At 46.5% G+C, this 12,563-nt stretch carries 17 protein-coding genes; 2 read left to right on the forward strand and 15 right to left on the reverse strand.

Features of this window, described 5'->3' with window-relative positions:
- Window positions 1-2: 2 nt before the first annotated feature.
- From EAT1B_RS03215 to infC, 5 genes are all read right to left on the reverse strand, one after another.
- Window positions 3-485, reverse strand: a complete 483-nt coding sequence (locus EAT1B_RS03215) for a dUTP diphosphatase (RefSeq protein WP_012726694.1) — start codon at window positions 483-485, stop codon at window positions 3-5.
- Window positions 486-509: 24 nt separating this feature from the next.
- On the reverse strand, window positions 510-764 hold the full coding sequence (locus EAT1B_RS03220; RefSeq protein WP_012726695.1) for a hypothetical protein: 255 nt from the start codon (window positions 762-764) through the stop codon (window positions 510-512).
- Window positions 765-850: 86 nt separating this feature from the next.
- Entirely contained in the window at window positions 851-1,210 is a 360-nt protein-coding gene (gene rplT / locus EAT1B_RS03225; protein ID WP_012726696.1) for a 50S ribosomal protein L20, read from the reverse strand.
- 28 nt (window positions 1,211-1,238) lie between these two features.
- Entirely contained in the window at window positions 1,239-1,433 is a 195-nt protein-coding gene (rpmI, locus tag EAT1B_RS03230; RefSeq protein ID WP_012726697.1) for a 50S ribosomal protein L35, read from the reverse strand.
- A gap of 30 nt (window positions 1,434-1,463) precedes the next feature.
- The gene (gene infC / locus EAT1B_RS03235) at window positions 1,464-1,994 is read right to left on the reverse strand and encodes a translation initiation factor IF-3 (RefSeq protein ID WP_012726698.1); all 531 of its coding nucleotides are present in this window, start codon (window positions 1,992-1,994) and stop codon (window positions 1,464-1,466) included.
- A gap of 341 nt (window positions 1,995-2,335) precedes the next feature.
- On the opposite strand from infC, the gene EAT1B_RS03240 reads away from it, so the two are divergent.
- Window positions 2,336-2,545, forward strand: a complete 210-nt coding sequence (locus EAT1B_RS03240; RefSeq protein WP_012726699.1) for a hypothetical protein — start codon at window positions 2,336-2,338, stop codon at window positions 2,543-2,545.
- A 91-nt stretch (window positions 2,546-2,636) separates the two neighbouring features.
- Here the strand turns inward: EAT1B_RS03240 and EAT1B_RS03245 are convergent, their stop codons facing one another.
- The 9 genes from EAT1B_RS03245 to EAT1B_RS03285 form a co-directional block, all read right to left on the reverse strand.
- Window positions 2,637-3,050, reverse strand: coding sequence for a DUF2231 domain-containing protein (locus EAT1B_RS03245; RefSeq protein WP_012726700.1), 414 nt, complete (start codon window positions 3,048-3,050; stop codon window positions 2,637-2,639).
- Between the two features lie 99 nt (window positions 3,051-3,149).
- Window positions 3,150-4,022, reverse strand: a complete 873-nt coding sequence (locus EAT1B_RS03250) for a DUF1002 domain-containing protein (protein WP_012726701.1) — start codon at window positions 4,020-4,022, stop codon at window positions 3,150-3,152.
- A gap of 103 nt (window positions 4,023-4,125) precedes the next feature.
- Complete coding sequence (gene thrS / locus EAT1B_RS03255) at window positions 4,126-6,069, reverse strand: threonine--tRNA ligase (protein ID WP_012726702.1); 1,944 nt, start codon at window positions 6,067-6,069, stop codon at window positions 4,126-4,128.
- 298 nt (window positions 6,070-6,367) lie between these two features.
- On the reverse strand, window positions 6,368-7,282 hold the full coding sequence (gene dnaI / locus EAT1B_RS03260; protein ID WP_012726703.1) for a primosomal protein DnaI: 915 nt from the start codon (window positions 7,280-7,282) through the stop codon (window positions 6,368-6,370).
- A gap of 4 nt (window positions 7,283-7,286) precedes the next feature.
- Window positions 7,287-8,639 (reverse strand): DnaD domain protein, encoded by a 1,353-nt coding sequence (locus EAT1B_RS03265; RefSeq protein WP_012726704.1) that lies wholly within the window; start codon window positions 8,637-8,639, stop codon window positions 7,287-7,289.
- A 40-nt stretch (window positions 8,640-8,679) separates the two neighbouring features.
- Window positions 8,680-9,147, reverse strand: coding sequence for a transcriptional regulator NrdR (nrdR, locus tag EAT1B_RS03270; RefSeq protein ID WP_012726705.1), 468 nt, complete (start codon window positions 9,145-9,147; stop codon window positions 8,680-8,682).
- A 12-nt stretch (window positions 9,148-9,159) separates the two neighbouring features.
- On the reverse strand, window positions 9,160-9,531 hold the full coding sequence (locus EAT1B_RS03275) for a hypothetical protein (RefSeq protein WP_012726706.1): 372 nt from the start codon (window positions 9,529-9,531) through the stop codon (window positions 9,160-9,162).
- A 112-nt stretch (window positions 9,532-9,643) separates the two neighbouring features.
- Complete coding sequence (gene speD / locus EAT1B_RS03280) at window positions 9,644-10,030, reverse strand: adenosylmethionine decarboxylase (protein WP_012726707.1); 387 nt, start codon at window positions 10,028-10,030, stop codon at window positions 9,644-9,646.
- A gap of 231 nt (window positions 10,031-10,261) precedes the next feature.
- Complete coding sequence (locus EAT1B_RS03285; RefSeq protein ID WP_012726708.1) at window positions 10,262-11,293, reverse strand: glyceraldehyde-3-phosphate dehydrogenase; 1,032 nt, start codon at window positions 11,291-11,293, stop codon at window positions 10,262-10,264.
- 157 nt (window positions 11,294-11,450) lie between these two features.
- On the opposite strand from EAT1B_RS03285, the gene EAT1B_RS03290 reads away from it, so the two are divergent.
- Window positions 11,451-11,933, forward strand: a complete 483-nt coding sequence (locus tag EAT1B_RS03290) for a site-2 protease family protein (RefSeq protein WP_012726709.1) — start codon at window positions 11,451-11,453, stop codon at window positions 11,931-11,933.
- A 14-nt stretch (window positions 11,934-11,947) separates the two neighbouring features.
- Here the strand turns inward: EAT1B_RS03290 and coaE are convergent, their stop codons facing one another.
- Window positions 11,948-12,553 carry a dephospho-CoA kinase gene (gene coaE / locus EAT1B_RS03295; protein ID WP_012726710.1) on the reverse strand — a complete coding sequence of 202 codons (606 nt, stop codon included), beginning with the start codon at window positions 12,551-12,553 and terminating at the stop codon, window positions 11,948-11,950.
- Window positions 12,554-12,563 lie beyond the last annotated feature (10 nt).

The raw sequence follows: 12,563 nt of genomic DNA on the forward strand, positions 1-12,563 counted from the left end.
CATTAATATCCTTGATTTTGTCGCTCATGGTTTACTTCATTTTTATTCATGTATGCTAGCAAAATGAGTTGCTCATTAAAACCGAGCGTATAACCAAGTTCGAGATAAGCTGCCATCAGCGTCTCGTACATGGCTTCCGTTTTTGAAAGACCAAAGTTCGTCACTTTTCGATAAATATCTAAAAAAGCATCAGTCGCATCAAGATATGAACTTCCCGCAGGAAACGCATCTCGTTCATACCCGAGCGCAAGACCAAGTGACAGTAAGAAATGAATGCCGTCCACATATTCTTCTAAGATCACATCTTGAGGCGACGGTCCTTTCTTCGACCAAAACTTAAAGCTACGTGTTTCGTTAGCCAGTTCACCGAGCTCGACAAGCAGCGCCAGTAACCGTTCATCGAATTGATTGCCGGATAATCCATGTTGTGCTTTGATCCGCTCGTCTAATTCGCGCTGCCGATCAAACAATGTTGTCCAGTTCACCGGATGTTCCTCCTCTATCTCCACTTATAGCAGTACTAAAATCATTAAAGACCAGCCCACTGCTAAAATCAATACTTGTAATTGAAGCAGTTTTGGGGCATGAACCATCTTCTTCCGAGTCAAATGAAGACCGAACAAGGCACCGATGGCTCCTCCTGCATAGGCGAATAGGACGTTAAAATCACCTTTCCCTTGCGCATACTGTTTCGCTTGAATATAGGTGTAAACGTTCAAGACAATGAGCGCTAAGGCGACTATGGCAACAACCGATTGATTCATACGCTTTCCTCCTTCTCTTAATTCTAAGAAATTCTAAAGAAAAAAGAAAGCGCCGAGAGAGTGTCTCGGCGCTGTCGATTGAACGATTACGCGTTCAATTTTGATTTAGCTGTTTCAGCGAGTGACGCGAATGCCTGTGCATCTGTCACAGCAAGCTCAGCAAGCATCTTACGGTTGATGTCGATTCCTGCAAGCTTGAGGCCGTGCATCATACGGCTGTATGAGAGACCGTTTGTACGTGCTGCCGCATTGATACGTGTGATCCAAAGACGACGGAAATCACGTTTCTTCTGACGACGGTCACGGTAAGCGTACATGAGTGACTTCATGACCTGTTGTTTTGCTACTTTAAATAGAATGTGTTTCGAACCAAAGTATCCTTTGGCAAGTTTAATTTGCTTTTTACGACGTTGACGAGTCGTATAACCGCCTTTTACGCGTGGCATATGGATTCCCTCCTAAATTGTTTCTGTATTACTTCGCGATCATGTTGCGAATGCGTTTGAAGTCTCCAGCTGATACGATAGCGCCTTTACGGAGCTTACGTTTCGCTTTAGTCGATTTGTTTGCGAACAAGTGACTTGTGTAAGCGTGTGAACGCTTGAGTTTACCTGATGCTGTACGTTTGAAACGTTTTGAAGCACCGCGGTGCGATTTCATTTTCGGCATGAGTATTTCCTCCCCACTGAGAATCGATAATTAATCTTCTTTGTTCGGAGCCAGCACTAAGAACATGCTGCGTCCTTCCATCTTCGGCTTTTGTTCAACTGTTGCCAAATCGGCACATTCCGCTGCCATTTTGTCCAAAACACGTTTCCCGATTTCCGAGTGTGTGATGGCACGTCCGCGGAAACGAATCGAAGCCTTCACTTTGTTTCCTTTTTCAAGGAACTTGCGTGCATTACGCAATTTTGTTTGGAAATCGTTGTCCTCGATTGTTGGACTGAGACGCACTTCTTTCATTTGGATGACTTTTTGGTTTTTACGCGCTTCTTTCTCCTTCTTCTGGAGTTCGAATCGGTACTTCCCATAATCCATAATTTTAGCGACCGGTGGATTTGCTTTATCCGCGACTAAGACGAGGTCTAGTTCCGCTTCTTCAGCTAAACGTAACGCATCGTTACGTGATGTCACACCGAGTTGTGCACCGTCTGCGCCAATGAGACGTACTTCACGGGCACGAATGTTTTCGTTGATAAAGAGCTCTTTGCTAATGGTTAGCACCTCCATCGTGCGATTGCACGAGATTTAGATTGACAAGACAACATGGCAATAAAAAAAGCGTCGGCAGTTTCCCACCCACACATCAGTTGAGGTCATAAAACGGCAGACGATGCCGAATGAACCAAGAACTTGATGGACCTGCCTGATGACTCTCAGACGAGGTGAAAAGCGGGTGCTTCTGCTTTGTTGTTTTTAATCACTATGTCATCTTAGCACTAGCAGGAAAAGATGTCAAGATATCGCGCATGAATAATTGGTAGCTCACACTTTTATGATGATACCAGTCATTCTCTCGTTTCGCAATACCTTTTCAAAGGGAATAATGAAATATCAAAGGAGGGATCGACATGAACTGGCGAAAAGATGTATCGCGAGAACATGACTACCATGATCAAGTCCAGCAGATTGTCAGTAAGACGATGCAAGCGCATGGGCTAGAAGACGAAAAATTACAGGCGGTATTGACAGACTTACTAGAAGAAATGAATCGCATCACTTTAAAAATCGTCGATGACCATGAGTCGGCTCAAAATTATATCCATAAACGGTGGTACTGAAACAACCCCACATCATGATTTTTACAATAGTTATGACGAAAACGATAGAAGACGTCTGTCTCAACTTGATTGAAACAGACGTCTTTTTTAATTACTTCGCATATACCATTTGACCACCTAGGTGACCTGCATAAGCAAGTAGTCCGGCTCCGACGAGGGCAACGACAAAACTCAGTGTAATCCACAGCTTCCCTTTCGCACGATATCCGATTGCGAGTAAGACCACCGTGATGCCAAATGCAATCAAGCTGTACAAAGCAAAATGCTCGTGGTTTTCAATCATCGCTTCTGTCACCGATGGTAGATTTGCTTCGGCATATTCTTCTGCACTATCCCCTGACAAGAAAGCGACGGCACCGGAAAATAATCCTGCAACCAATGTAATGAGCGCAAACAATCGAAAACTTGTCCATTTGAAACTGATCAAAATCAATAGTGTACCAAACAACAGTAGACCAATTGGTGCATGCACGAGCAATGGATGTAGCGGGACCCCACCGAGCATAACAATTCCTCCTAAGACGTGATCAACTATTATGAAGGTTGTATACCCGATTCCATCTTACGTTTATCCACTACTACACTATTTCGTCATGTCACATCATCAATTTGTAAGCGATTTGAAGAAGTTCCCGATTGCCTCAAACAATCGGGCGAAGAATCCTTTCACCTCTTCTTGTTCGAGGAATGCCTGCACATCTTGACCCGCATCTTTCAATCCACTGCTGATCGCTGACCAATCTAAATTGGCCTGTTGCATGTTTTCGAATAGTGTCGTCAGTTGATCGAGTTGGCCCTCAGACAACTGGACGTTATTTTGGTTCAATACTTGAATGACGATGTCACGGATCTCAATATTTGTCTCCGGCATCTGATTTGCAATTTCCGCTTTAATCTCGTTCATGAGACCTGCTACATCCTCTTGTCCGACCGTCTTACCGATTTCAGACGTAACCGCTAGCTCTTCTTGTGCCAATTCTTTTCGCTCATCCGACAGTTCAATCCCAGTCTCGGCCGCGGTCTGATCATATGCCTTCATAATTCCCGTCAGAGCCGAGGTACCCGTCACGCTAATCGGTGACGTGATATAGATGTCCGCATCCGTCACACCTGCCGTGACGAGGGCGTTCGCATACATATCTTTCGTGACCCATGTCACGTTTTCCGTTTGAATATCAAGACCTGTCCCGTTCGTCAATTTGATTCGGGCAGAAGAGTACATGCCGCCTCCACGTTGTGCTTGTGGAACCGAGTCTCCTAAATATTTTTCTTCATCTGCGGCAGTCGTGATAATGGGTTCGATTCCTTCTGGGGCATCCATACGTTCGAGTACCCATTTTTGTTGCTCTGAAGATAACGATTCCCCGAGGGTCACAATCGTATCGTTGACGATCGCCTCCGCTCCGACTTTTGGAAGCGCTCCTGTGAACGCAACCGCTCCAATGGTAAGTGCCAATACTGGCTTCATATAATTCATTAAGTATCACTCCTTATGTTTACGATACGTGTAGATGAACAAATACACATCCGTCTATAGACCGAAAAAAACCACCTTTCTGTTTGGAAAGGTGGTCCCTCACTTAACGTGAACGGTTCGCAATCTCATCTGTGAGCGATGCGATAAATTCATCAAGTGAAGCAGAAACTTGCTCCTGCTGACCGTAGCGGCGAATATTGACGGCACGCTCATCCCGTTCTTTATCCCCAAGAACGAGCGTCATCGGAATCTTCTTCATTTGTGCTTCGCGAATCTTATAACCTAGTTTCTCGTCACGGAGATCCGTTTCGACACGGACGCCACGTTTGACGAGTTCTGCTTTCACTTCCGCGACGTATTCGTCGTGTACGTGTGAAACCGGGATCAACTTGACTTGGACCGGTGCGAGCCATGTCGGGAACGCGCCTTTATACTCTTCAATCAAGTAAGCGACAAACCGTTCCATCGTCGAGACGACACCACGGTGCAACACGATTGGACGGTGGTCCTTACCGTCTGGCCCAGTGTATGTCAAATCGAAACGTTCCGGAAGCAAGAAGTCGAGTTGGACAGTCGAGAGCGTCTCTTCTTTCCCGAGCGCCGTCCGTACTTGCACGTCAAGTTTCGGTCCGTAGAATGCCGCTTCCCCTTCCGCCTCAAAGTACGGAAGCTCGAGCTCATCCATCGTTTCCTTCAACTGACTCTGTGCCATTTCCCAAATCGCATCGTTATCAAAGTACTTCTCTTTATCAGCAGGATCGCGATATGAGAGACGGAAACGATAATCTTTGATACCGAAGTCAGCGTATACTTCTTGAATCAAATGAACGATGTCTTTGAATTCTTGTTTCATCTGTTCTGGTGTAACGAACGTATGTCCATCATTCAAGACCATGTAGCGAACACGTTGAAGACCTGTGAGCGCCCCTGACATCTCATAACGGTGCATCCCACCAAGCTCAGCGATTCGAAGTGGAAGTTCACGGTACGAACGTGGCTCATGTTTGTAGATTGTCATATGGTGTGGGCAGTTCATCGGACGAAGGACGAGTTCTTCGTTGTCCATCTCCATTTTCGGGAACATGTCATCTTGGTAGTGATCCCAGTGTCCAGATGTCTTGTACAAGTCGACTGAACCGAGAACCGGTGTGTAGACATGTTGATATCCGAGTTCGAGCTCTTTATCAACGATGTAGCGCTCGACCGTACGACGAATCGAAGCCCCTTTTGGAAGCCACATCGGAAGCCCCTGACCGACTTCTTGTGAGACGAAGAAGAGGTCGAGTTCTTTCCCAAGTTTACGATGATCGCGTTCTTTCGCCTCTTCAAGAAGACGCAAGTGTTCAGCGAGTTGTTCTTTCGTCGCCCACGCTGTTCCATAAATACGCTGTAACATCTTATTGTCAGAGTCCCCACGCCAGTAGGCACCAGCCACGCTCATCAATTTGAAAATTTTCAACTTCGATGTTGACGGGACGTGTGGTCCACGGCAAAGGTCAAAGAACTCACCTTGATGGTAGATTGTCAGTGTTTGATCAGCAGGAATATCCTCGATCAACTCGATCTTGAGCGGGTCTCCCAACTCTTTATAGCGAGCGAGCGCCTCGTCACGAGAAACGACTTCGCGTGTGATTTCCAAGTTCTCATCGACGATGCGCTTCATCATCTTTTCGATTTCAGGAAGGTCTTCTTCATTGATGCGACGATCCATCTCGATATCGTAATAGAATCCGTTCTCAATCGTCGGTCCAATTCCGAGATAGATGTTGTTGTCTTCTCCGTATAACCGTTTGATTGCTTGAGCCATCAAGTGAGCCGACGAGTGACGCATCAAATCAAGACCGTCTTCCGAGTCCGGCATCACGAGCTCGATTTTGCCGTCATGTTCGATTGGACGACGGTAGTCGATGAGTTCTCCGTCTAGTTTTGCTGCGATTGCTTTTTTACGGAGTCCCGGACTGATCGAGCCCGCGACGTCTTCTGCTGTGACGCCGGCTTCGAACTCTTTTACCGCGCCATCTGGAAATGTTAATTGAATCATGTACATTTGTCCCCTCTCAAAAATGAATATAAAAAAAGCCCATCCCTCAAAAAGGGACGAGCTTTGATTCTCGTGGTACCACCCTCGTTCCCAAGCAATCTGCTTGGCTCGAACACACGATAACGAGTGTGAATCGCCGCACGATTGACCCGTACGGTGCTCCGAGGGAGTAAATGCATCGTCGTCGTTAGGAAGCTTCCACCGCCCTTCCCTCGCTAAAACTCGTCTCGATGATCCATATCCTCTTCTATGCATCCTTTATATGATTCTTAGTATAGTCAACTCACCAGAGAAAAACAATCCTTTACCGACGCCGATTTTCACCCTTTAACTCAATTTGGGTCGTCGTCGTAGAAATACGTTGCATGAGTCGCTGTGCTTTCATTTTGTTTTGAGGCGAACCATCGATTGAAAAGTGCGTCTCGAGCTCTTCCCCGCTAAAGTTTGAACTGTAGAGCGTCGGCAAGCGATGCATCATCCGATACTGAAGAATGATTCCGAACAATTCATCTCGTACCCACGGACTGATGGCTTCAGCTCCGATGTCATCAATCAGTAAGACTGGCACATGTTGAAACGACGTCAAGAAAGAGTCGAACGACTCGGTACGGATTTTACGTTTCGCCTCCGACACAAAGCCCGGGGCGTGAACTAAAATCGTCTCGATGTCCGCCACCTTCAACTCGTTGGCGATTGCGGCGAGTAAGTACGTCTTCCCGACGCCAAAACTACCGTGGAGATAGAGACCGTTCACTTTTTGACGCGCCTTCATCCCTGTCACGAATCGCATCGCTTCACGCAATGCGATTTTACGCGCGTCGTCGGCCCAATCGAAAGATTCGAAACTCGCCTCACGGACTTCCTCCGGTAAGAACAAACTCTTAAACTTACGGTCCATCTCTTTTTGGCGTCTCGCCTGACGATGAGCGACCGTCTCTTCATAGCGAATGGCAATCTGTCCTAAATCGACATAGAGCACCGGTTGATGGCCTGGGATGACGGCCTGATCTTCGATGAACGTTTTTCCATCCATCTGTTCCGCGTACTCACTTAATTTGGTAAACCCGATTTCAATCGCCTTCTCCTCTAACTCTGGATGAGCGTTCAAAAATGCGATGACACCCGGGTGATTCAGTGTACGTCTGCGAATCGACTCGTACGCCTCACGAACTTCTTTTCGGTTCATCAACTGAGACAGCGACTGATTGATTCGTTCCATCCTCTCACCCCTTCTCTTTCAATTCATTTAATAGTTTCACAAGTTCCGCGTCATCCGGAACGGACGACTCGAGTTCCTTTTTCCTCGCTTGGTCGTATGAGCGCTGTTGTTTCGCCTCATCCTCGAGCCACTTCGGCATATCCCCTTGTTGGGGTTTCCGTCGTGACCCGACCGTGGTGCGTTGCACGCTCTCGCGTTTTTGTTGTTTCTTCTCGATGAGCGCATCTTGAGATTCTTCACGCTCTAGCGCTTCTTTTGCGTTCGTATAGCCTGCTGTTTTCCAACTTGTCGCAATGCGCAAGACATAGTTCTCGCTCAGCCGCGTCTGCTTCTTCACTTCGATACAGTAATAAAAGAGCGCATTGATGACCCCTGGCGCGAGACCGAGTGTGTCGACGAGTTCAATGACCAACTGTTCATCACTCTTTGAAAGTTGCGGGGTCTTCCGAAGCGTCGAGACATATTGATGCGGATGTGCGGACTCCATCACCTCAGGGTCATGCAAGTCTCCAAGTTTCGTCTGTTCAAGTTCGACGGTCTTCTCTTTCCGATGGCGCGTCTGTTTCTTTTTCAATTGTAAGACCATTTGACGACACCCGTCCCGCTTCTCTTGCTCACTGAGTGGCAGATACGCCTCATGGACGAAATATTCTTTTAACATCTCAGCCATCGTCTCTTCATCAAGTTGAGACACGTAGGCCAGTTTTGTGATCGTTTCGTCTAATTTTTTCGTGAAAAATCCAACTGGAAAATTCGTCAGTTTTTTCACAATTTCCATATCGAACGAATAGTTGATCTCAATCTTAGCCCGGTCCGGCTTTTCATAATTTTTTTGTGTGAACGCACGATGGTTCACTCCTTTGACATCAAATACTTCATTGAAGTCCTTTGTCACCTCGACGATGCCTGCTGGCAACGGATCAATCGTAAAGCGCCCCTGCAATTGTTTGAATCGTACTTCCCCGACTTTATAGAAGAGGAAACTCGACAACAGCCCGTCATTCAAAAACGTGTGCGGTGCAAGCGGGACGCGTAACTGATAGACGTATTGTGTCAATCGAGCGTCTTTTGTTTTATAAGTGCGCACTAACCCAATCGCTTCTAAACGGAACAGACTGTCCATTAATTCATTGATAGAGAACTCCAACATCTCACATAACGCACTATGTGACATATAGTTCGATTTCATTTTACCCGGTTTCAGTTCGCTCCATAACGTTTGATAGAGTGCGAGCGCCTTCACTCCGATGACAGGTTGATATAAGTGGTAAAGGGACTGGTACGATTCACGGTCGACAAGACCGGTACTCATGATTAACAATTCGTCCGTCCCAAAGATTGTACGTTCTTTCTCCATGGCTCTCTCCCTTGAAAAAGGGCGACCAGCAGGCCGCCCTTTAGTTGGTCGAATTTTCTTGCTTCATTAAATCTTCGAGTTCTTTAAAGAACACCGTGATGTCTTTGAATTGACGATAAACCGATGCGAAACGGACATATGCGACTTCATCGACTCGCGCGAGCTCGTTCATCACGAGCTCACCTACTTGTTCACTCGGAATCTCTGACTGGGCGAGGGCACGGAGTTGCTGTTCGACTTTCGTCACAACCCCTTCGAGCTGTTCAAGTGTGACCGGTCGTTTCTCGCACGCCCGAATAATGCCGCGAAGCACTTTTTCACGACTGAACTCTTCGCGATTTCCATCTTTTTTGACAATGATGAGCGGTGTCTGTTCGACCGTCTCAAACGTTGTAAACCGATACCCACATTTTTCACATTCACGACGACGTCGAATCGAATAATGGTCTTGCACCGGACGGGAATCGAGCACTCTCGTTCCATTATGATCACATTTCGGACAACGCATGCTCAAACCTCCTTATCGTTCGACTGTTTTATTTCCAATAGCACGTAGCGGGAATTGTTGCGTGAGTGCCTCGTAGTAGTGCGATACAATTTGTGAGAGGTCTGCACCGAGTCGCTGCTCACGGTTTAATGTGAAATCGACTGCCGTCCGGCCGCCATCCACTTGAACAATCGTGATGAGCCCGTCCCAACCTTCCCCTACAAATGAAAGTTCCCCTCGATTTGCATCGATTCGACGAACCGTCTGTCCGTTCTCTTGAATCTTTCCTTCTAACCATTGCAACATCGCATGTGTTGATGCCGCATAGTAACGTGTTTGAAGCATTTCATTTTTATGTGTGTCTTTCGTTTCAATATGTGTTTGTAACTTATCTAACAGTCCCATAATCCACCTCAACGCCTGAGTTATATACGTTAAGCATATCAAAATTAAGGCGACAACAAAACAATTAAAAGGGCTGACCGTTAAACGGCCAGCCTCAAAAGGTCAATCTGATTTATTTGCTGATTGCCACTTGCGCTTCTGGAACACGAATCGGTCCCATTCCACGCTCAAGTTTCACATCTTCACGTACTTTTGCATCCAATCCTTCAGCAATATACTGCGATGCTGTAGCCGGATCGATTCGATCTCCACATGTAAACACGTCAACTGACGCATAGCCATGTTCTGGGAAACTGTGAATCGTTAAGTGTGATTCTGAAATGATGACGACTCCACTTACACCGTGTGGCGCAAATTTGTGGAATGCAACTTCGCGGACTTCAGCGCCCGAACGAAGAGCAGCATCGACGAACAAACGCTCGATGTAGTCGATATCATTCAATTTGTCGGGATTGCACTCCCAAAGTTCTGTAATAATGTGACGTCCCATAGTATCCATATTAGTGGATCCCCCTTTACATCAATGGTCTCAAAGTAGTTGATGATCACTCACTTTGTGCCTGAATCGCCCACAACCACGGGGGCAAGTTAGTCCTAAGAGGTCCTAACCCTTTAAGTTGCGTTTGTCAGACCAATTGAAGTTCACGAAATTGAGTGTAACGTGTTTGGGACGTCGTTACAAGACATTTGATAAAAAAATTCAAAAATATTTTCCTGAACGTAATATTTTTTAGGCGTGTGTTTCTTGCTGACCGATTTGAAGATAGCTGGCCACCATGTCCAACAAGTCCACGACACGGCATGAATAGCCCCATTCGTTGTCATACCACGCGAGTACTTTGACATGATTTCCGCCGAGCACCATCGTCGAATCCATGTCGATAATCGACGAGCGATCATCCCCGTTAAAATCGATAGAGACGAGCGGTTCGTGAGAAACGCCTAAAATACCTGTCATTTCTCCAAACGCTGCCCGTTCAAACGCTTCATTGACTTCATCGACCGTGACATCTCGGTGGAGTTCGACGACCAAATCGACAAGTGATACGTTCGGAGTCGGCACACGGAGTGCCATTCCGTTCAACTTTCCTTGTAGTTCCGGCATCACCAGACCAATCGCCTTAGCCGCTCCCGTCGATGTCGGGATGATGGAACTGCCACACGCGCGCGCGCGACGCAAATCTTTATGCGGGTTATCAATATTGTTCTGATCGTTCGTATAGGCGTGAACGGTCGTAATCAGTCCCGTTTCAATACCGAACGTCGAATGTAAGACCTTCACGACAGGTCCGAGACAGTTCGTCGTACACGATGCGTTTGAGATGATATGATCTTCCTCCGGGCGATAGTCACGATCATTGACCCCCATCACGATCGTTCGTAAATCCCCTTTACCCGGTGCGGTCAAAATCACTTTTTTCGCCCCTGCCTCGAGATGAAGTCGCGCCCCGCTATCAGAGTTAAACTTCCCGGTCGCTTCGACGACGATGTCGATTTCAAGGTCTGACCAAGGCAAGCGTGATGGATCACGTTCCGAAATGAGTTCAATCCGTTTCCCATCGACTTCGAGCGCATCCCCATGCGCACGTACTGTCAATCCGAATGGACCATGAATCGAGTCATGTTTAATGAGATGCGCAAGTGTTTCCGCCGGATAACTTGCGTTAATCGCCACTACTTCATGACGTCCTTCGAGCATCAATTTTCGAAATACCATTCTTCCGATTCGACCAAATCCGTTAATTGCCACTTTTGTCCCCATGATAGATCCCCCTTTTTCTACATTACGGTTTCATTATAACGGATAGCTGTAAGCGTTTTCACTATGAATCGTCACATTTTTTTCGTTTTTCTTTGTTTATTTTTTGAAAATGAGGGAAATTTCTTGGCGTAACAGACAAGAGAAAGGAGGCGTCATGATGTTTGATTGGGGAGATATCGATAAATTCTTTATTTCGTTCTTTATCATTTTACCGATTGTGACGTTAATACATGAGCTTGGTCACTTCTTCTTCGCAAAGTTGTTCGGCGGCTCACTCGACATGCAAATCGGTACCGGGAAGAAACTGTTTAAAGTAGGTCGTTTACAAGTAAACCGTGTCTATTTTTATGATGCATGGTGCCAGTTCACGGATTTAAGATGGAGCAACAAGGTCACTCGTACGCTAGTCTATGGCGGTGGAGCCATTTTCAATTTAGCGAGTATCTTGATCGTCAACGCGTTCATCCTTCGACGAGATATTGAACCGACACTCTATACGTATCAGTTCGCCTACTTCTCGTTCTACTATATCTTCTTTTCACTCTATCCCATCTATTATTCGAACGGGCATCCGAGCGATGGGCGTGCGATTTATGATACATGGAAAAAAGGGTCTCCAGAATCCGATCCATTAAACTAAAAAGAAGGCGATTATCAGTCGCCTTCTTTTTGTATCGTTTGAAACTGCTCAACCAGACGATTGATTTGCGGAGGAAGGTCCCCCAATGCCCCATTATTGTTTATGAGGAAATCAGCCTGATGTTTTTTATCTTCGATTGGAATCTGTGAGCGAATACGGGCGAGCGCCTCTTCTTTCGTCAATCCATTCCGTTCCATGAGACGCATTAGTTGAATCTCTTCACGGCAGTAGACGACCACAGAATAATCAACCAAATCAAGCATCGTCCCTTCAAACAGTAACGGAATATCAAAAATGACGACCGGTTCCCCCGATGCCTCATACGTTCGCATCTGCTCGTTCATTTCTTCTCGAATCGCTGGATGCATCAATTGATTCAATTGCTGACGCTTTGCTTCATCATGGAAGATTTCCCGACCGAGGGCAGGACGGTTCAGCACGTCGCCCACAAAACACTTTGGAAATGCGGCCCTCACCCCTTCAATCGCCTTTCCTCCTGGTTCAACGACAGTCCTGGCAATCAAATCGGCATCGATAATCGGAATACCTCGCTCTCGAAACAGTCGCGATACCGTAGACTTTCCGGTTGCGATCCCACCAGTCAAACCAATCTTCAACATACACGCCCAC

The organism is Exiguobacterium sp. AT1b, assembly GCF_000023045.1.
In the GTDB taxonomy this organism is placed as follows: domain Bacteria; phylum Bacillota; class Bacilli; order Exiguobacteriales; family Exiguobacteriaceae; genus Exiguobacterium.

What these genes read in the sequence shown, in the direction of transcription:
- EAT1B_RS03220 (WP_012726695.1), bottom strand. Translation starts at nt 764, where the DNA reads ATGAATCAATCGGTTGTTGCCATAGTCGCCTTAGCGCTCATTGTCTTG.
- rplT (WP_012726696.1), bottom strand. Translation starts at nt 1,210, where the DNA reads ATGCCACGCGTAAAAGGCGGTTATACGACTCGTCAACGTCGTAAAAAG.
- rpmI (WP_012726697.1), bottom strand. Translation starts at nt 1,433, where the DNA reads ATGCCGAAAATGAAATCGCACCGCGGTGCTTCAAAACGTTTCAAACGT.
- infC (WP_012726698.1), bottom strand. Translation starts at nt 1,994, where the DNA reads ATGGAGGTGCTAACCATTAGCAAAGAGCTCTTTATCAACGAAAACATT.
- EAT1B_RS03240 (WP_012726699.1), top strand. Translation starts at nt 2,336, where the DNA reads ATGAACTGGCGAAAAGATGTATCGCGAGAACATGACTACCATGATCAA.
- EAT1B_RS03245 (WP_012726700.1), bottom strand. Translation starts at nt 3,050, where the DNA reads ATGCTCGGTGGGGTCCCGCTACATCCATTGCTCGTGCATGCACCAATT.
- EAT1B_RS03250 (WP_012726701.1), bottom strand. Translation starts at nt 4,022, where the DNA reads ATGAATTATATGAAGCCAGTATTGGCACTTACCATTGGAGCGGTTGCG.
- thrS (WP_012726702.1), bottom strand. Translation starts at nt 6,069, where the DNA reads ATGTACATGATTCAATTAACATTTCCAGATGGCGCGGTAAAAGAGTTC.
- dnaI (WP_012726703.1), bottom strand. Translation starts at nt 7,282, where the DNA reads ATGGAACGAATCAATCAGTCGCTGTCTCAGTTGATGAACCGAAAAGAA.
- EAT1B_RS03265 (WP_012726704.1), bottom strand. Translation starts at nt 8,639, where the DNA reads ATGGAGAAAGAACGTACAATCTTTGGGACGGACGAATTGTTAATCATG.
- nrdR (WP_012726705.1), bottom strand. Translation starts at nt 9,147, where the DNA reads ATGCGTTGTCCGAAATGTGATCATAATGGAACGAGAGTGCTCGATTCC.
- EAT1B_RS03275 (WP_012726706.1), bottom strand. Translation starts at nt 9,531, where the DNA reads ATGGGACTGTTAGATAAGTTACAAACACATATTGAAACGAAAGACACA.
- speD (WP_012726707.1), bottom strand. Translation starts at nt 10,030, where the DNA reads ATGGATACTATGGGACGTCACATTATTACAGAACTTTGGGAGTGCAAT.
- EAT1B_RS03285 (WP_012726708.1), bottom strand. Translation starts at nt 11,293, where the DNA reads ATGGGGACAAAAGTGGCAATTAACGGATTTGGTCGAATCGGAAGAATG.
- EAT1B_RS03290 (WP_012726709.1), top strand. Translation starts at nt 11,451, where the DNA reads ATGTTTGATTGGGGAGATATCGATAAATTCTTTATTTCGTTCTTTATC.
- coaE (WP_012726710.1), bottom strand. Translation starts at nt 12,553, where the DNA reads ATGTTGAAGATTGGTTTGACTGGTGGGATCGCAACCGGAAAGTCTACG.